The 18,263-nt window shown below is 34.2% G+C and carries 17 protein-coding genes and 1 pseudogene; 14 read left to right on the top strand and 4 right to left on the bottom strand.

Annotated features, from left to right (window positions below; translation table 11 throughout):
• Window positions 1–45: 45 nt before the first annotated feature.
• The gene (locus IRZ78_RS12945; protein WP_194616947.1) at window positions 46–960 is read left to right on the top strand and encodes a phospholipase A; all 915 of its coding nucleotides are present in this window, start codon (window positions 46–48) and stop codon (window positions 958–960) included.
• A gap of 532 nt (window positions 961–1,492) precedes the next feature.
• On the opposite strand, the pseudogene IRZ78_RS26155 reads toward IRZ78_RS12945, so the two are convergent.
• Window positions 1,493–1,579 (bottom strand): annotated as a pseudogene (locus IRZ78_RS26155) (Crp/Fnr family transcriptional regulator); the annotation flags it as partial.
• 242 nt (window positions 1,580–1,821) lie between these two features.
• On the bottom strand, window positions 1,822–2,709 hold the full coding sequence (locus IRZ78_RS12950) for a LysR family transcriptional regulator (RefSeq protein ID WP_194616948.1): 888 nt from the start codon (window positions 2,707–2,709) through the stop codon (window positions 1,822–1,824).
• Window positions 2,710–2,853: 144 nt separating this feature from the next.
• On the opposite strand from IRZ78_RS12950, the gene IRZ78_RS12955 reads away from it, so the two are divergent.
• From IRZ78_RS12955 to IRZ78_RS12970, 4 genes are all read left to right on the top strand, one after another.
• Window positions 2,854–3,918, top strand: coding sequence for a nitronate monooxygenase (locus tag IRZ78_RS12955; RefSeq protein ID WP_194616949.1), 1,065 nt, complete (start codon window positions 2,854–2,856; stop codon window positions 3,916–3,918).
• 29 nt (window positions 3,919–3,947) lie between these two features.
• On the top strand, window positions 3,948–4,334 hold the full coding sequence (locus IRZ78_RS12960) for a tautomerase family protein (protein WP_194616950.1): 387 nt from the start codon (window positions 3,948–3,950) through the stop codon (window positions 4,332–4,334).
• Window positions 4,335–4,359: 25 nt separating this feature from the next.
• The gene (locus IRZ78_RS12965) at window positions 4,360–4,809 is read left to right on the top strand and encodes a DMT family transporter (protein ID WP_194616951.1); all 450 of its coding nucleotides are present in this window, start codon (window positions 4,360–4,362) and stop codon (window positions 4,807–4,809) included.
• 74 nt (window positions 4,810–4,883) lie between these two features.
• A complete protein-coding gene (locus IRZ78_RS12970; protein ID WP_228520467.1) occupies window positions 4,884–5,864 on the top strand; it encodes an alpha/beta hydrolase in 981 nt (326 codons plus the stop codon).
• A 256-nt stretch (window positions 5,865–6,120) separates the two neighbouring features.
• On the opposite strand, the gene IRZ78_RS12975 is transcribed toward IRZ78_RS12970, so the two are convergent.
• Window positions 6,121–6,459 (bottom strand): helix-turn-helix domain-containing protein, encoded by a 339-nt coding sequence (locus IRZ78_RS12975; protein ID WP_228520468.1) that lies wholly within the window; start codon window positions 6,457–6,459, stop codon window positions 6,121–6,123.
• A 218-nt stretch (window positions 6,460–6,677) separates the two neighbouring features.
• Between IRZ78_RS12975 and IRZ78_RS12980 the strand changes: the two genes are divergently transcribed.
• The 3 genes from IRZ78_RS12980 to IRZ78_RS12990 all read left to right on the top strand — a co-directional run bounded on the left by IRZ78_RS12980 (window position 6,678) and on the right by IRZ78_RS12990 (window position 9,733).
• Window positions 6,678–7,559: an SDR family oxidoreductase gene (locus IRZ78_RS12980; RefSeq protein WP_194616952.1), complete on the top strand. Its 882-nt coding sequence runs from the start codon at window positions 6,678–6,680 to the stop codon at window positions 7,557–7,559.
• An 822-nt stretch (window positions 7,560–8,381) separates the two neighbouring features.
• Window positions 8,382–8,987: a Crp/Fnr family transcriptional regulator gene (locus tag IRZ78_RS12985; RefSeq protein WP_194616953.1), complete on the top strand. Its 606-nt coding sequence runs from the start codon at window positions 8,382–8,384 to the stop codon at window positions 8,985–8,987.
• A 47-nt stretch (window positions 8,988–9,034) separates the two neighbouring features.
• Window positions 9,035–9,733 (top strand): alpha/beta hydrolase, encoded by a 699-nt coding sequence (locus tag IRZ78_RS12990; RefSeq protein WP_194616954.1) that lies wholly within the window; start codon window positions 9,035–9,037, stop codon window positions 9,731–9,733.
• A 468-nt stretch (window positions 9,734–10,201) separates the two neighbouring features.
• Here the strand turns inward: IRZ78_RS12990 and IRZ78_RS12995 are convergent, their stop codons facing one another.
• Window positions 10,202–11,680: a PLP-dependent aminotransferase family protein gene (locus IRZ78_RS12995; RefSeq protein ID WP_194616955.1), complete on the bottom strand. Its 1,479-nt coding sequence runs from the start codon at window positions 11,678–11,680 to the stop codon at window positions 10,202–10,204.
• A 119-nt stretch (window positions 11,681–11,799) separates the two neighbouring features.
• Between IRZ78_RS12995 and IRZ78_RS13000 the strand changes: the two genes are divergently transcribed.
• The 6 genes from IRZ78_RS13000 to IRZ78_RS13025 all read left to right on the top strand — a co-directional run bounded on the left by IRZ78_RS13000 (window position 11,800) and on the right by IRZ78_RS13025 (window position 18,262).
• Window positions 11,800–12,264, top strand: a complete 465-nt coding sequence (locus IRZ78_RS13000; protein WP_194616956.1) for a GNAT family N-acetyltransferase — start codon at window positions 11,800–11,802, stop codon at window positions 12,262–12,264.
• 248 nt (window positions 12,265–12,512) lie between these two features.
• On the top strand, window positions 12,513–13,031 hold the full coding sequence (locus tag IRZ78_RS13005) for a GNAT family N-acetyltransferase (protein WP_194616957.1): 519 nt from the start codon (window positions 12,513–12,515) through the stop codon (window positions 13,029–13,031).
• A 290-nt stretch (window positions 13,032–13,321) separates the two neighbouring features.
• Window positions 13,322–13,876, top strand: a complete 555-nt coding sequence (locus tag IRZ78_RS13010) for a GNAT family N-acetyltransferase (protein WP_194616958.1) — start codon at window positions 13,322–13,324, stop codon at window positions 13,874–13,876.
• 463 nt (window positions 13,877–14,339) lie between these two features.
• Window positions 14,340–14,807 (top strand): hypothetical protein, encoded by a 468-nt coding sequence (locus IRZ78_RS13015; protein ID WP_228520469.1) that lies wholly within the window; start codon window positions 14,340–14,342, stop codon window positions 14,805–14,807.
• Window positions 14,808–15,681: 874 nt separating this feature from the next.
• On the top strand, window positions 15,682–16,653 hold the full coding sequence (locus IRZ78_RS13020) for a pectinesterase family protein (RefSeq protein WP_194616959.1): 972 nt from the start codon (window positions 15,682–15,684) through the stop codon (window positions 16,651–16,653).
• A 40-nt stretch (window positions 16,654–16,693) separates the two neighbouring features.
• A complete protein-coding gene (locus IRZ78_RS13025) occupies window positions 16,694–18,262 on the top strand; it encodes a glycoside hydrolase family 28 protein (protein WP_194616960.1) in 1,569 nt (522 codons plus the stop codon).
• The last annotated feature ends 1 nt before the right edge of the window (window position 18,263 follow it).

Below are 18,263 nucleotides of genomic sequence, written 5' to 3' on the forward strand. Positions count from 1 at the left end.
AGTGCTTAAGATATATAATTCATTTTAGCTTAATAGTTTAAATACATGATTCAAAAATATATAAGCCAAATTTTTCTTTTAGTGATATGGTTTGGTACAGTACCATTATTTTCACAAATTGATATATCGCAGGGTAATTATAGTAAACTGCAAACTATTTCACAGCGATGGGAGCTTGATTCTGCTTCAAGACAGGGAACATTTTTGCTTACAGCTTACAAACCGCTTTATTTTTTGCCAGTGCGCTGGTCGAGTAAGCCCAATGAAATTCCTCATTCGGGAAATACAGCAGAACAATATAGAATTACAGAAGGAACTGATTACAGTAATGTTGAAGTTAAATTTCAATTCAGTTTTAAAACCAAGCTGCTGCAAAATATTTTATGGGGTAAAGCTGATTTATGGTTTGGCTATACTCAAATTTCAAATTGGCAGGTTTATAAAGGCTCTCTTTCAAGGCCTTTTAGAGAAATTAATTATGAACCTGAATTGATTTTGAATGTTCCGGTTCATTTTAAGATTCTTGGCTTTAATGGGCAAATGGCCGGTCTGGCCTTGAACCATGAATCTAATGGGAAAAGTCTACCTTACTCGCGAAGCTGGAATCGGATTATTTTTCACATTGGATTAGAAAATGGCCCTTGGAATGTTTATCTGCGTTCCTGGGTGCGGTTAGAGGATTCAAAAGACGATAATCCTGATATCATGGATAAATTTGGGCGAGCGGATATGAATGTAATATACAGGCATAAAGATCAGGTTTTCTCACTTATAGGAACGCATAATTTGAGTTTCGGAACCGCAACGAAAGGAAATTTGAACTTTTCTTGGTCTTATCCAATAAAAGGTAATCTTAAGGCATATTTAATAGCTTCACATGGTTATGGTGAAACTATGATAGATTACAACCACGTCCAGAATACCATTGGTATTGGCTTCTCTTTAATTGAATGGTTGTAATAATCATCTGATCAGGTGAATTCATGAGTTTGGTTATCTTATAGAGGATAGATACGTCCATATTATAAAAAGAATTTGTAGAGGGATTCTGAACCAAAGATAGCTAAGTTCCTGTGCATCAAATGTGCTTTTTTGATAATTTAAATGCCTTATGGAAGCGTAAATATTGGCTGGGAGTACCACGATTAGAAAAATGATTATACCCCAGGCGGTTAAATCCTTATGGAAAGAAAAAAAAATCCAATTGCAAAAAGTATTTCTATTATTCCGGTGAGATAAACAAGTGCTATTCTGAAAGGAATAAATTCGGGAACCATCAAAGACATTCCTTTGGTAAATATAAAATGACCAATTGCTGTAAATACAAGCATTACGGACAAGGTCAATCTTGCCGATAGTGCGATAGCATATTCTTTTTGAATGATTTTAATAGTAAAAAGCGATAAAAAAAATACTGCAATTAAGATAATTAATGGTTTAATGTTTTTTTACAAAGAACGGCAGATTCAAAAAGCAAAACAATGAACTTGGGTTAACAAATTCTTTTACGTATTCGGCTTAATGCCTGAGGTGTGATACCAATGTAGGAAGCAATATATTTTAAAGGGATTTCCTTTATTACATCGTATCATTTCAGCTTCATATCTTCCACAGGATACATACCGCGTCTCTCAAACTGGGTACCAAACTTTTGGGGTGTTCCTTCAAAATAGCATAACCTGTCGTGCAGGTAGGCAAAGTTTTCTGGACTGACTTCATTCGAGGCTTCGGGGATCAGACCATAGCATCTTTTCATAAAAACGGGCATACTGATCGCATGCTGTACAATAAGCCATCTTGTCCCTATTAATAGTGAATGTTCTATTGCGTATTTTGTGAGTAACTATTAATAATTGACTCAATAAATAATGTATATCCTTCGTTCATTGGAAAATCTGTTCTCTTAATGAAAAATGTTGGACATTTAGAGAATTTTTGCGGAGGTAGAAAAGTCGTAAGCCCTCTGTAAGAATAGTTTTTTTTTATCAGTTCTAGAGGAAGCAGCGTAATGCCAATCCCATCTTCAACCGAATTTACAATTCCCTCCAGAGTATCTACTTCAATGATTTTATATTTATCGATATCCATTTCTTTTAATATGCCAATGAGAAGCTCACGATAAGCACAGCCTTTGTTGAATACAATCAGCTTTAGAGGTTTATCGATTTTAGATAATTGTTCTAGTGATTTAGTAATTGAAGATGCTACAATACAAAGTTCCTCCATAACTACATGCTTAGTGTCTAATAAATTATTTTCAATATCACCAGAAATAAAGGCTCCATCTAATTTAAAAGACAGGACTTCTTTTATTAGATCGGAAGTAATACCAGTCTTTAAACGAAATTCTATATCTGGATATGTATTGGTAAAACTTCGAAGAATACTGGGTATTCTTAAAGCTGCTGTAGAGTGAAGACATCCTATTTTTACGGTACCTTTAAGTGATAATAAGGTCTTGCCGATGGAAGACTTAGTTTTATCCAGTATCACTTGCAGTTCCTTTGCTGCTTTGAGTACCAGAAGTCCTTCTTCTGTTAATTCGATTTTCCTTGTGCTACGTATGAATAGCTTTGCATTGAAATACTCTTCAAGGTATTTAATTCTTGCCGTAACATTAGATTGAACAGTATTTGTAGTTAAGGCTGCCTTAGTAAAACTTCCGTGTTCAGCAACTGCTTGAAAAATTTTCAGGTCGTTAATGTTCATATTATCAAGTCGATAATTAGTATTTATTATTAATTATGATAAATAAATATCATAATTAATCATTTGCAGTAATGCAAATTTATGTATACTTTCGTAATATAAAAATATTTTCTAAAGATTTTCAGTGTTATTAATAAATAAGATATGAATTGGAAGAACGATGTAACTCGATTATTAAATATTGAATATCCGATAATCCAGGCACCAATGTACGGTGTTACGACATCTGAAATGGTCAAAGCGGCATCAAGAGCTAATTGTTTAGGTTCGTTACCATTGGGGGATCTTCCTGCCGATAAATGTATTGAAGCAATAATTGCCACAAAGAAACTTGTTGATAGAACTTTTGCAGTTAATATTTTTGTAAATACTATTCCAGAACTTACAGAGGATCTAAAAGAAAAGTATACATCTGTTAAAAAATTTATAGAGCACTTAGCTGGACATCATAATTTAGAGATCAATCTGCCTAAAATCGAAGAAATAAGAACAAAAAACTATCATGATCAGATTGATGCCATTATCTCTGAGGGTTGTAAAATTCTAAGTTTTACATTTGGCAATCTTGACAAGCAGAGCATAGATAAATTAAAAAGTAATGGGACAATACTTATTGGGACCTGTACATCTGTCAATGAAGCTATTATTTTAGAAAAATCAGGTATTGATATTATTTGTGTTCAAGGAGTAGAGGCAGGTGGACATAGGGGGAGTTTTGCTGAAGAAAATATTCCTGAAATCGGAGGTTTGTCTTTACTATCAAAAGTCTATGACTGCACTAATGTTCCACTTATATATGCCGGGGGAATTTACAATGCGAGAACGTTAATGGCTACGCAGACATTGGGAGCACAGGGTTTCCAGATAGGCAGCCTTTTTTTAGGATCGTCAGAAAGTGCTTTAAAGGAATTTGAAAAGCAGCGCTTGAGAAATTTGGATGAAGCAGACATTGTACTTACCAAAAGTTTTTCAGGACGTTACGCCAGAGGAATTAGAAATACTTTCACTGATAGTACAGAATTAGCTCAACAAATTCTGCCTTATCCATATCAAAATAAACTAACCAACGAATTACGAAAGATCGCAAAAGAAAACAATAATGTTGACTTTGTAAGTATCTGGACAGGTCAGTCTATTAATGAATATAGTGAAAAATCAACTTTCGAAATCATTAAAAAACTTATAAAAGCAGTAGACAACAATTTATAATTACCAACCTATTTAATTAAACATATATTATGCCATTAGTAAGAATAGATATCGTAGAAGGTAGAACAGAACAAGAACTTTCACTTCTTACAGATACAATACAACAAGTATTAATTGAAACATTTGATACACCTGTTTTAGACCGCTACCAAATAATTCATGAACATAAACCAGGGACAATTAAAGCACTCGATACAGGTCTTGGATATGAAAGAACGGATAAGATAGTTGTTTTACAAATTACGCAGCAGGGCCGTAGTACCCAGCAAAAACAGGCTATGTACGCATCAATGAGCCGAAATCTTGAGAAGATAGGAATACCTCCTACCGACCTGATTATCTCAGTAGTGGAAAATAAAAAGGAAGACTGGTCTTTTGGGTTAGGCAGGGCACAATTTCTTGAAGGGGATTTATAGAAGGAATAAAAAGAGAATATAAAGAATGAAAAGCGACATCATATATTTTGTTCTTGCCTTGATTACCGGGGCTTTAATACCAATACAAGCAGCAACAAATTCAACATTCAGTAAAAGCATAGGAAATCCATTGATAACAGGCTTAATGGTCTTTGCGGTCGGGTTGGTAGGAATGCTTGTTTTTGTAGTAATTTCAAGAACGGCATTCCCTACTACACAACAATTAGTTTCTGCTCCTATATATGGCTATTTAGGTGGAATTATTGTTGCACTTTATGTTGTGATGATTACAATTTTAGCGCCGAGGATTGGTATAGGAGCAGCAATTGGTCTTATAGTTACAGGGCAAATTATCTGTGCGGTCGTGATAGATCATTTTGGTCTGTTCCAAGTGTCCATTCGACCTACTAGCATAACGCGGGCAACAGGTTTATTATTGATGATTTTGGGGGTCTATCTGGTTATTAAAAAATAACATTCATTAACCAACCCAATTACGTTAAATACTTAAAGATAATACGAGAAAAAATAACATTAATCTAAAAAATTATGCAGAAAATAATCTCTGCCCTTTGCCTTTTTGTAATGATATTCATCACATTAAATTATGTTATGGCACAGAAAAAAAGAGTACCTGTGTTTAAAGACAGCTCAACCCGATACACCACTATTGTATACAAAACTATTACAATTAATGGACAAACGATTTTTTACCGAGAAGCAGGGCAGCCAGATAAGCCTACAATCCTTTTTCTGCACGGTTTTCCGTCCTCTTCCCGTATGTGGCAACCCTTGCTGAAAGAATTATCCGCAGACTATCATGTCATCGCTCCGGATTATATTGGTTTTGGGCACAGCAGCCAGCCGGCTGCAGATAGCTTTGAATATACGTTTGATAATTTGGCGTCTTATATTGACGGTTTTATCTCAGCATTATCTTTAAATAAATTCATATTAGTTCAACAGGACTATGGTGGCCCCATTGGAATGCGGATAGCCGAAAAAAATCCCCAAAAAATCCAGGCAATAATCATACAGAATGCGGTTAGCCATAAAGAGGGTCTTTCACCGCTATGGGATACAAGAAAGGCTTTTTGGGCTGATAAAGACAAATACTATGATGCCGTGAAGAAGAACTTCATAAGTTTGGAGGCAACCAAACAAAGGCATATAGGCAACACAGTAGTGCCTGAAAAAATTGACCCTGATACTTACACCGATGAATACCTGTTTCTTAACAAACCGGGAATGGCAGATATTCAACTAAATCTTTTTCACGATTACCAGAATAATGTCAAATTATATCCCCAATGGCAGGAATGGTTAAAAAAACATCAACCACAGATGCTTGTTGTATGGGGAAGATATGACCCCTCATTTACTGTTGCAGGAGCTTGGAAGTATAAGGAAGATGTTCCGGGGGCAGAAATACACATAGTTGATGGGGGACATTTTGCTTTAGATGAAGCTGAAGTTGAAATTTTGAGTTTAATGCAGAATTTCCTGAAAGAAGTTGTCGCTAAAAAATAATCTGTAAAGGCTCTGGGTATGGGCTTTATCCATGTAAAAAGATAAATAATTTTACAACATAAAACTTTCTAAACTTGAAGCTGTAATCAACAAATTAGAAAATGAGGCCGATTATTCTATTCAAAGGGTGGAAGCTATTATAGATTATGGCCTAAAATATTTGTCAGAAGTAAAAGAATATCTTAAAAACAGAGGACTCAAGAATATAGAGTGGAAAAATTGGGCAAGAAAGACCATATTCTTACAGTATAATTTGTCAGTTATCTTTATTTATGAAGCCATTTCTATGTTCCATACCCCATTCGAGCATAATCCCAATCACCTTTCTAAAGGAATATCCCGATGCGGTCAATTCATATTCAACTGTTACTGGGACAGTATTATAAACGGATCGTTTAACTATTCCATTATTTTCCAAGTCACGTAATTCTTTTGACAGCATACGCGGATTAATTTTTGGTATTGCTTTTTCTATTTCATTAAAACGCTTTTTGCCTAAGAGCAGCACTGCAATTATAGGAATTTTCCATTTGCCAATTAATACGTTCATTGTGTCATTCACTGCCAGAATATATTCTTTACTGCACTGACTCATATCCGATATTTCTTTTTTTATTGTACATAAGGTTCTGTAGATTAAATAGCTATACTTATGTATAGTGCTTTTTATAAGTTCAATACTTACTTTTGTATAGCAAATTTAATAATTTTGTTCCATAAGAAAATAAATATTATGGATTTTATGAAAAAAGCTTAAGACTTATGTTTAAGTCAGCCTTATAAAATTTTAATCTAAAAAAATATTATAATAACATGGGGAAAATTTTGATAACTGGGGCAACAGGCCACCTTGGAAAGGCTACTATAGATTTTTTGTTAAAGAGAGGCATTATTTTAGATGAAATTTCGGCGCTTGTCAGAGATGCTGGCAAAGCAAAAGATCTTAAAGGGAAAGGTATAAATCTTATCATAGGCGATTATAGTGATTATAATTCATTGGTAGAGGCATTTACGGGTGTTGAAAAACTTTTTTTTATTTCCAGCAATGATGTTCTCAATAGAACTTTGCATCATGAGAATGTTATAAAAGCAGCTTTGCAAGCAGATGTAAAGCATATTATCTATACCGGTGTATTGAGCAATGTACCGATAGAAAAATCAGCAATAGCTCCTGTAACAGAAGCACATAAAAAAACAGAAGAACAGCTGGTGGCAAGCGGGCTTAGTTATACATTACTTAGGAATAATTTATATATGGATCTTGTGCCTCAATTTATAGGTGAAAAAGTTCTGGATACTGAAATGGTTTTTTTTCCGGCAGGAAACGGAAAGGTGGCTTTTGTACTTCGATCTGAAATAGCCGAAGCTGCGGCTAATCTTCTTTCTACGCAGGGTCATGAAGGAAAAACTTATAATATTACTAATGTGGAAGCGTACAGCTATCAGCAACTTGCAGATTACATATCAGAGATTACAGGGAAAAATATAAAGTACGTTTCTCCAGATCCCGAAGAATTCAGCGAGGTACTGAAAAATGCAGGTGCTCCTGCAAATATGATTGGTGCTTTTACGGCTTTTGCCTTAGCTCAGGCTCAGGACGAATTTAATGTAACGGGTAACGATTTTGTTGGGCTTTTAGGCAGAGAGCCAAAAAACTTAAAAGAATACCTTACTGAAATTTACGCAAATAAATAGGATTTGGCAGCAAAAAGCAACGGCGTTTAGATATTTCACTAGTTAGTGCAATTTTTTATTGGATTTGGATTTTTGATGGCTCGAAGGATGAAAATCCCTGCCAGGGCTACTGTAGTTTATCTGCTTTGTTTAGCTTTATAGGCAGCCGTGAATTGCTGATAACCGGGAATTTTGACGAATTCTTTTTGCGTATTAAATCTGATACAGCCTAGATAATAATTGTAGTAAACAATCTGTGATCCGCACACCGCAGTTAAACTGCGTTCTTTGGCCTATAAAAGTAAAAGTCCAATAGTATAATTATTTTGGGTTATTCAGTTTTAAAAAAAACTTAATAACCTTTTTTTCTAAATATAGTCGTAAGGTGATCTTTATTATATAAACCAAAGTGTTTCTAATATTTTTGATTGGTGCAATTAAGTACGTTCATGTTGAATTAAAAAAGCCTGTTGAAACTTTTGTGTAAATGAAGTTTTTTAAAGAACCTTTAGAATCTTTGACTTGGTAATGCTCTTCTGCTTGAGGCAGGCACTTTCTATGGTGCTCATTTTTATATCAGTGTATGGGATTAGAAAATTACGGATTTTGGATAAGTTAAGTGCAAAAGAATGCATGACCTTTGTTTAAATAATTTTAAACATGAAATTTTGAAAACTACACTGATAAGACGAGACTAAATTATTACTGGTTCTTAACCAAAAAATAAAAGAGGCAATAATGTAAAAATAATAATTAAGAAAATCTTCTATCATAATTAACTGATAGCCAAGTAAGATAATATTTCTAGATTTGTTGCAATTAACTTAAGTAAAATAACATATTATGAAGCATAATCAGAATGACTGGTCTGTAAGCCTCAGAAAAAAATATCCTATAGTTTCAACGGAAGAGTGGAAACTGCTGGATCAGATGACCATCCTGAAAAAAATTAATAAAGGTGAAAATTTCTTATCGTATGGTAGAATTGCCCGTTATGCTGCCTTTGTAATTTCAGGCAAATTTGCATTCTCCATTTTTGATGATGAGGGCAATGAAAAAATAATTAGGTTTGCCTTTGCAGATGATTTTTTGGCAAACTGTGAAAGTTATTATCAAAAGAAGGGTTCAGCTATAACTATAACGGCTTTAGAAGATTCGGTGATAAGACGCATAAACATTAAAACATTAAGTCCTCTGTATGATTTGCATATGAGCCTGTCACGCGTGAATCTTCAGATCTTTCAGGAAATTGCCGAAAAAGACTTAGAACACCAATATATTCTATCATTAAAGAGCCCTGTTAAACGTTACAAATTCCTCCTGAAACATAGGCCTGCTATTATTAGGAAAATATCGATTACAAGCATAGCTAAATACTTATATGTTAGCCGGGAAGCACTCAGCAGGGCTAGGGTAAGTTTGGTCAAAAAACAATTGTTTTGTGATTGAAATCACGTTTTGTAAACAGGTTGAAAAATATCTTTGCTAAAAAAAAGATGAAGCAAAACATTATTTTACTGCACGGGCTATTTGGTAGTTTAAGTAACTGGAAACACGTCATAAACAACTTTAGTGATGCGTTTAATATTCATGCACCTGAAATCCCGATATATGATGATCACAGGGAAAATATTTTGGATTTCCTTGTTAACGATCTTAAACAGTATATCGAGAGTAGAAACTTACAGAACTTGGTTCTTGTCGGAAATTCTTTGGGAGGACATATAGCAATACTCTATGCAAGCAGATACCCTGAAAAAGTGATAAAGCTGGTATTGACTGGAAGTTCTGGACTTTACGAAAATTATTCTATAGGCAGTTTCCCAAGAAGACATGATTATTCGTACATTCAGCACCAAGTAGCAAACACTTTTTATGATTCAAAATGTGCAACGAAAGAACTTGTTGACGAAGTGTTCGAAATTTTATCTGACAATAAAAAATGTTTTAAGATCATTAAAACAGCAAAAATCACCCAAAGATCTTATACTACCGATATACTTCCCGGAATTGATTTGCCCGTGCTTTTAATTTGGGGCATTGAAGACAGGATTACCCCTAAAAGTGTAGCGGAAGAATTTAAACTTCTGCTGCCTAATGCTACACTGGTTTATCTTTCTGAGTGCGGACATGCTCCGATGATGGAGAAACCTGATGAATTCAATAAAGCGCTTAATGAATTTCTAAATACTTGAAATTAAAAGAGAGTTTTTCAGACTTTGAATTCTAAGACTAATGTTTAAAATTAGTCTGGTGATGTTGCCATTTCAGGTCGGGGATTATAAATAAATTATAAATCAATAAAAAGAGCCGTTTATACTGCTGAAATTAATTATAATCTTGATGTTAAATTTTACTAATCTGGTTTTAAATGAGGTTCATGTGTATTTGTGATTAAATAGAAATTTTTGGCTCCCGGGCTAGTAGCCAAAAATAGATTAAGTTTTTTCGCTGCCAGAGTGCGCGCGAAAATCCTTCATACTTTCCAGTATTAACAGAGAGGGTATCTATATCAGCACAACAGAAAGGCTGGATATTTTATTTTACAAAAAAATCTCCAGTAGATGCAGCTTTTGTGAATGAATTGAAGGGTCACTTAACCTTAAGAATGATGCTAACTTACAGTATTTGCTGCAATAAAAACAAAAGGTCTAATTAATATGTTAAAGTATGCCTTTGATTATATCCACACTTTTTGCTAAATCTTCCAAAGAAGAAGAAGCAAAACCTAACCTAACTGCATTTTTACTATAGGTTGGATATTGGTGTATTCTGCCATCAGATATATACAGACCTTTATTATAGGCTTTTTTTGATACTATTTCAAGATTAATTGATGTGTCAAATTTAGTCCATACAGTCATACCGCCCTCAGGAATAGCAAAGTCAGTAAAATCGCTTAACTCACTTTTTAACAAACTGCAAAAAAAATCACGTCTTTGCTCATATACGGTCAATGTTTTTCTAAGGTATCGTTGTATTGTGCCGTCATTTAGTAATTCTGCCATTGAGTTATCTAAAATATGATCACCTTGTCTATCAAGCAATACACGTACATTGGTAAGATGATCAATTACATTTTCAGAAGCAGCCAAATACCCCATACGAAAGGCGGGGGAAAAGCTCTTGCTAAAAGAGCCACAATAAATCACCATCCCATTGTCATCAGCACTTGCTAACGGCAGTAAAGGTCGATGGTTATAATGAAAATCAAAATCATAATCATCTTCAAAAATGATAAAACCATACTCGCTGGCAAGTTGAAGTAATTCTAATCTCCTGTCAATGCGAAGTGAAACCGTTGTAGGGTAATGATGATGAGGTGTCACATATACCATTCTTACTTTTGTTTGCATACATATTTTTTTTAATTCATCAACAACTAATCCGTATTCATCTACCCGAATACCAATATGTTTTGCTTTTGCGTGTAAAAAATTATGTTCAGCGCGTTGCCAACCAGGGATGCCTGAAACTACAACATCACCTGGATTAATAAGGGCAGTGCAAACCAAGTTAATCCCCATCAAAGTACCTCGTACTGATAATATATTTTTAGGAGAAGTTTTCAAACCCCTTGTTTCATTGAGGTAACGAGATAGTGCATCCTTATAAATTTCTGAACCATCAGCAAAACTGTAGCTACCAAATTTATTATACAATCCACCTCTGGTAAGCTGGTTACGGTAGGATCGGTAAAGTTCTTTAAGTGGGGCTAATTTGGGGTCCGGAAAACCATCATCCAAATGAAATTCTGATGTAGGTACAAAATATGGATTAGATAAATATTCGTTTTCACAGAGATCAAAGCCAGCAATTTTTTGAGCTCTATTTACAGTTTTGTCTTGAAGCTTTTGAGGCTCAAGTTCGGGAATGTGCGATGACACAAAGGTACCACGACCTACAAAGCTTTCCAGCCAGCCCTGCATCTGCAATTCCTCAAATGCCTTTGATACGGTAATTCTATTAATTTGCAAGAGGTTTGCAGTCACTCTTGAGGAAGGCAATTTTTCCCCTGTTCTTAATTTCCCCTGTTTGATTAAAGCCAGGATTTCATCCGATAACTGAAGATATATGACTCTTTCAGCAGTATTAAAGATTTTAATATGACTAAATATTTTTTCTATAATTGGCCTATTCATTTTATTGGTATTGGTCTACAAATATAATCCAATATCCGCTTAATTTTGTATTGTCAAAAGAGAATCACAATTTAATGGCCATTTTTTTTAGGAGTAATTATAATAATAATAATAGAGCAATGAATAATAATGAATTAAAAATACGAAATGCCGTTCAAACTGATAATGAAAAAGTTTGGGAACTAATGAGAGACTTGGCGATTTTCGAAAAATATATTGACATTTTTGCAATAACACCAGAGATTGTTGCCGAAAGTGGCTTTCGTAAAAATCCGCCTGATTTTTATTGCATTGTTGCAGAGCAGAGCGATAAGATTCTCGGGATGCTTGTTTATTATTTTTTACCATATACAGCGCAGCACAAACCGGCAATTTATATGAAAGAGCTTTATGTAAAGGAAGAGTGCAGAGGACAAAAAATCGGTGAACAGTTAATGGATGCGTTAAAAAAAGAAGCTAAAAAAAACAATTGCGGACAGATTAAGTGGACGGTGGCCCCGTGGAACGAAGCTGGTAAAAAATTCTATGAACGTTTGGGGGCAAAGCAAAATATAGAATGGATAAACTACGAGTGGAATATTTAAAATTAAAAAGCAAGAGATTCTGAAATGGTTTATATGAAGTACTGCAGGTCTAACTCAAGCAGCATTTGTATTTTGCCGGGTTTGGACAGGAATTGGAGCAGAAGAGACGTAGTGATAGGGATTTGTATTAAAAGAACCAGCTTTTCTGCAATTGCTTTTTATTTTTACATTAATAGTGTTAATAATGGGCCTAAAGCAGTATCCCAACTAAAATAAATAATAATTAAACAAGAGATAATTCATAACATATGGAGAGTGTAGAAATTAAAAGGGCAGCAATGAGTGATGTGAGTTTATTGCAGAAAATTGGCAGACAAACATTTTACGAAACTTTCTCGGAGGGAAACAGCCAGGAAAATATGGGTAAGTATCTTGAGGAAGGGTTTTCCCAAGAAAAATTAGAAGCTGAGATCGCAGACAAGCATTCGGAATTTTATTTTGCTGTTTTAGATCAGAAAGTTATTGGCTATTTGAAACTAAATTTTGGAAATTCCCAAACAGAGCTCCAGGATAACAGCAGTCTTGAAATAGAACGGATTTACGTTTTAAGGGAATATCACGGTAAAAAGGTGGGACAGCTGCTGTATAAAAAAGCAATGCAGATAGCGGATCAAAAAAATGTAAATTATGTATGGCTGGGTGTTTGGGAGGAAAATCCAAGAGCTATCCGCTTTTATCAGAAAAACGGATTTATTGAATTTGATAAACACATTTTCAAATTGGGAGATGATGAACAGACAGATATTATGATGAAAAAAAAATTATAATACCTTCTTATTTCAGTTTGAGGAAGCTATAGGATTTATTGCTTTTATGAAGCAATAAATTTTTGAGACTATTACAGTCAGAGACAATTTACTTATCACCAGCCAATAGCTGTCTGTCAAAAATGAAATTTGCAATAAACTGATAGTTATGTACCTTTTTGCTGATAGCAAATGAGTAGTAAAAATACATTGAAGCACAAAGCGACTTGTCATTTTTTATATTACCATACATAAAAACAAGATAACAAAGAGTAAGGAAAAAGATTTAGTCAATTATAAAAAAAAATATTATGAATATTAACATTCAGCCTACATTAGAAAATGATAATGTTTTGCTTTATCCTTTACAGGAAAAAGATTTTGATGTCTTATTTGCTGCTGCTTCCGACCCGAAAATATGGGAGCAGCACCCTAACAAAGACCGTTGGAAAAAAGAAGTGTTCAAAATCTTCTTTGATGGCGCACTGCAAAGTAAGGGAGCCTTTAAAATTGTAGATAAAACAACAGGAGAGACAATAGGCAGTACTCGGATTTACGATTATAACGAAGAGGAAAATAGTATATTTATAGGTTATACCTTTTATGCGACTGCTTATTGGGGGAAAGGAATAAACCGATTGGTGAAAGCCACAATGTTGAATTATATTTTTCAATTCGTTTCAAAAGTTTATTTCCATATTGGGGCAGACAATATCCGTTCCCAGATTGCCATTAGACGTCTTGGTGCAGAAAAAATAGCAGAGCAGGAAGTAAATTATTTTGGAGAAGCTCCAAAATTAAACTATCTATATGAAATCAATAAAAGTAAATGGGAAGCATTTTCTTTTATAAATTCTAAATTCTAAAGTTAAACAGTTAATATGGAAGTTAAATGATATTTACGTAATCTAAAATTATTTTGAAGATTTTCCATAATACTAGTAAATAAAAAAAATTAGTGGAAGAATAATTCGTGGATTATTAAATATCTGATAATTCAAGAACTAATCTACAGTATTGCGACGTCTGAAATGATCAAAGCAGCAGCAAGAGCTAATTGTTTAGGTCATTATCATAGGAGATCTTCCCAGAGCTACAGAACATTGAAGTGTCTGAATTGAATCAAATACGGCCGCTTTTTTCAAGCCATACTTAGATGTTGCTTTTTTTAGCAATTGATACAAATATTAATTGATACATTGTTCATATAATTTTGAAAAAAATACTTTTGATTTTAACAATGAATTAAAAACTTTTGAAGATTATCATTATGCTTTTCATGTCTTTTTTGTCTACATGAAATATAATATTATTTTAAAAATTACCGATATGAACTTTCAAGAATTAAGAGATGTTATTTGCCGAATTGGTGTGGTTATCGCTTTGTTGTGCATAACTGGCTGTAATGATGTACAGCAAAAAAAAGCTTTTTACAGGGCAGTAAAAGGTAAAGACACTGCATTTTTAAGCATTGCATCTTATGAAAAGAGATTTTATGGGAGCTATGAAGTTTGCTACGGCAGCAGGGCTATGAAAGATTCTGGAGCTGTGGAAGGACTCATATCAGGCGATACCCTACGGGGTAAATTCCGATACATCAGTTATGGGGGAAGCAAGACCATAAGCCCGATCATTTTTCTGCGCAGTAGAGATAAACTCATACAAGGACAGGGCGTGGTGACAAGTTATATGGGAATTGCGTATTTTATGCCCGAATACCCTATAGAATTTAATAGCAAAGGATTTGTCTTCGATAGCGTCAGCGAAAGTATAGAAAATCATAAAGAGGATAAATAAATTCGGGCTCATTGGGTCGCTTTATGAAGGGGGAAATTGACCAATATTATCAGAAACCATCCTTTTTTATGCCATTTATGTGGAATATTTTTGTTTCTGGATCCATTTACCCAACTAATCGTAATAACATTATTTATGAAAGAAAGTGGCAGGAAATTCGATGTCGCTGCTACTCTGTTCTCGGCTGTAGGAATTTAAAAAACTGTTGATTTGATTAGCTCAAATGTGATATTAAAGATTTAATTTTGAAATCAGGATCTTGACATGGTTTTTCATTTTCAAATAATTCGAGAGTTTTTAAGAAAAGTATTTTAGATTTATTCTCTTCATATTCGTATTCAAAAATAACAATTTGAGTTTTTTCATATATGATTTAACTCTATAAGTACAATTAATAAGAATAAATATTGTATACGCTAGGAAAGAAAAATATATTTCATTTTTTTACAGATAGTATACAGCGAGGTATTAGTTGAAATATTTATATACCTGTTCTAGATCGCCACCAAATATTCAGGAACATAAACCTGGGAACAATAAAAAATACAAGATATAGTCTTATGTATCTATGTACTCAGCTGTTTCTTTTCTCCTTTGTGTTTTTTCTCACATGTTTCCAAATAGCGAGAGCATTACTTTTTTATCCCCACATGATTTTTTAATTGACTGCATGTTTAATTACCAAAGAGTATTTATTGCCAATTTTTGTGATTTCACCCTGCAGTAATTGTAATATGCCCTATATTCTTTTATATGGAACCTTCTATTTTTGCTCCTCTAGGCAATCTTAATTTAAAGTGATCCCTAGAAGTCAAGATACTCCAAGCTTACAACTGACCATACAGATTTGTTGTTTTTATTTTAAATACTATCCATGAAAAAAAATATCACACTAATAGTATACTTTTTTCTATTTTTATATCCTTTATCGAAAGCATGGTGTGCAGGTGCTAAAGATACTATTACGGTTGCATTAGATGGTTCTGCTGATTTTGTTTCGATTCAGAAGGCAGTTACTGCCTGTGGTGCTTTTCCTTCCCAAGCAAAGACTATTTTTGTTAAAAACGGCATTTACAAGGAGAAAATCATTATCGATTCTTTTAATAGTAATATATGCCTCATTGGTGAAAACAAAGAGCGCACCATTATTTCATTTGATAATTACAACGGCCAGCCTGCGATTGGCACTTTTACAAGTTATACTCTAAAAATACTTGCCGATAATGTTAGTATTGAAAACATAACAATAGAGAACACTGCAGGAGCTGTTGGTCAGGCCGTGGCGCTCCATGTTGAAGGAGATTATTTTAAAGCTTACAATTGTAATTTTTTGGGTAATCAGGATACTTTGTATACTGCCGGAGAAAATCGGCGTCACTATTTTAGTAATTGTTACATCGAAGGAACTACTGATTATATTTTTGGTTCTGCTACAGCTGTTTTTTATACCTGTACTTTATACAGTAAAGCCAATTCTTATATTACTGCAGCAAATACTTCTAAAAACAGCAGATATGGTTTTGTCTTCTTAAAATGTAAACTTCTGGCCGCGCCTGGAGTTCGTAAAGTTTATTTGGGGCGTCCGTGGCGTGAATATGCTAATGTGATTTTTTCCGGCTGCTTTATGGATGCTCATATTCGTAAGGAAGGGTGGCACAATTGGGGAAAACCATCTAGTGAAAAAACGGCTTATTACGCCGAATGTAATAATTATGGTCCAGGTGCTGTGACAAGCCGACGTGTCAAATGGACTCATTTTCTTTCTACCGAACTAAATAATAAGCTGTGTTTGAATACTATTTTCAAAATTGAAAATCAATGGCTGCCCGCTGGAGCTGCACTTTGAATTTTGTAAGACTATCATTTGTTATCACACATTTTAAATTATGAAATATATTTTTTTAAAAAAAATCTTTTATTTGTTCTTTTTTCTATGCTCTCTAAGTGCATGGGCTAAAAATTATGATATTAAAGCATTAGGAGCTGATAATTTAGGAAATAAATCCTGTACAGCGGTCATTCATAAGGTCATAGCTCTCGCTTCAAAAGAGGGCGGAGGTACGCTTTATTTTCCAGCGGGTAATTACCTGACCGGGCCTATAACTTTAAAAAGCAATATTACAATCTATTTAGAGGCTGGGGCGACTTTGAAATTTTCATCTAATTTTAAAGATTACCTGCCTTTTCAAAAAGTCCGCTATGAGGGAGTGTTTATGAAAACATTTGCCCCTTTGCTCAATGCACAAAATGCGGACAATGTTACCATTAAAGGCGAAGGAACTATAGACGGTAACGGTTTTGCTTGGTGGGAGGAAGCTAAGAGAATCAATAAAGAATTGAAATCGAAGGGTGAGCTTGCGCAGCCTACCGAATTACAAAACCTTTGGGCAAGGCAGAACAGCAGGCTGCAAGTGGAACCCTATTATCAAAATACTTTAAAAACGCAGTTTTTTAGACCACCATTTATTCAATTCGTTGAATGCAATAAAATTAATATTGAGGGAATCCGCATTATAAATTCGCCTTTTTGGACGATTAATCCTGTGGGTTGTAATGATGTGCGGATACATGGAGTGACTATTTTGAATCCGGATAAAGAACCTCATGGGCCCAACACAGATGGCATTAATCCTTCATCCTGTTCGAATGTCAGGATCTCGGATTGTTTTATCAGTGTAGGTGATGATTGTATTACTATAAAATCAGGTAGAGATTTTAATGGGCGTGAATATGGAAAAGCGTGTGAAAACATTACTATTACTAATTGTGTAATGCTGGCAGGACACGGCGGTGTTGTAATTGGAAGTGAAATGTCCGGCGGGGTAAAAAATGTTGTAATTACGAATTGTGTTTTTGATGGAACAGATGCAGGTATCCGAATGAAAGCTTCCAGAGGTCGTGGAGGAATAGTTGAAAACATTATGGTCTCCAATATTGTGATGCGTAATATAAGCCGTAATGCCTTTACGTTTGATCTTTTTTATGATAGATCATCCAAAGTCGAACCCGTTTCAGAGCGTACTCCAATTTTTAGAAATATAGCCATCAGTAATGTAACAGGAAGAAGTATTAATAAAGTCGGAGTAATTTATGGTATAGAAGAAATGCCTATAGATGAACTTACTTTTACGAATATTAATATGGAAGCTAAAGAAGGCTTTACAGGGAATCTAGCAAGCAATGTGACCTTTTCTAATGTAGATATCGTAACCGAAAAAGGCCCTGCTTTTGAGTTTACGAATTGTGAAAAACTGTTGTTTAATGATGTGAAATCTAAAAAACCGATTGCAGACCAACCTATACTTAAATTAGATAACTGTAAAACAATATTAGTCAACAATTGCTTTCAGAAAGTACCTGCTTCAGTTTTCGTTGAAACGGTTAATTCAGATGTAATCCAAGGCAATAATTTCTTGTCCCTAGTAAAAATACCTTTCATAAAAAAAGACAAATAAA

The sequence above is a fragment of the Flavobacterium sp. CSZ genome, from assembly GCF_015350725.1.
GTDB lineage: Bacteria > Bacteroidota > Bacteroidia > Flavobacteriales > Flavobacteriaceae > Flavobacterium.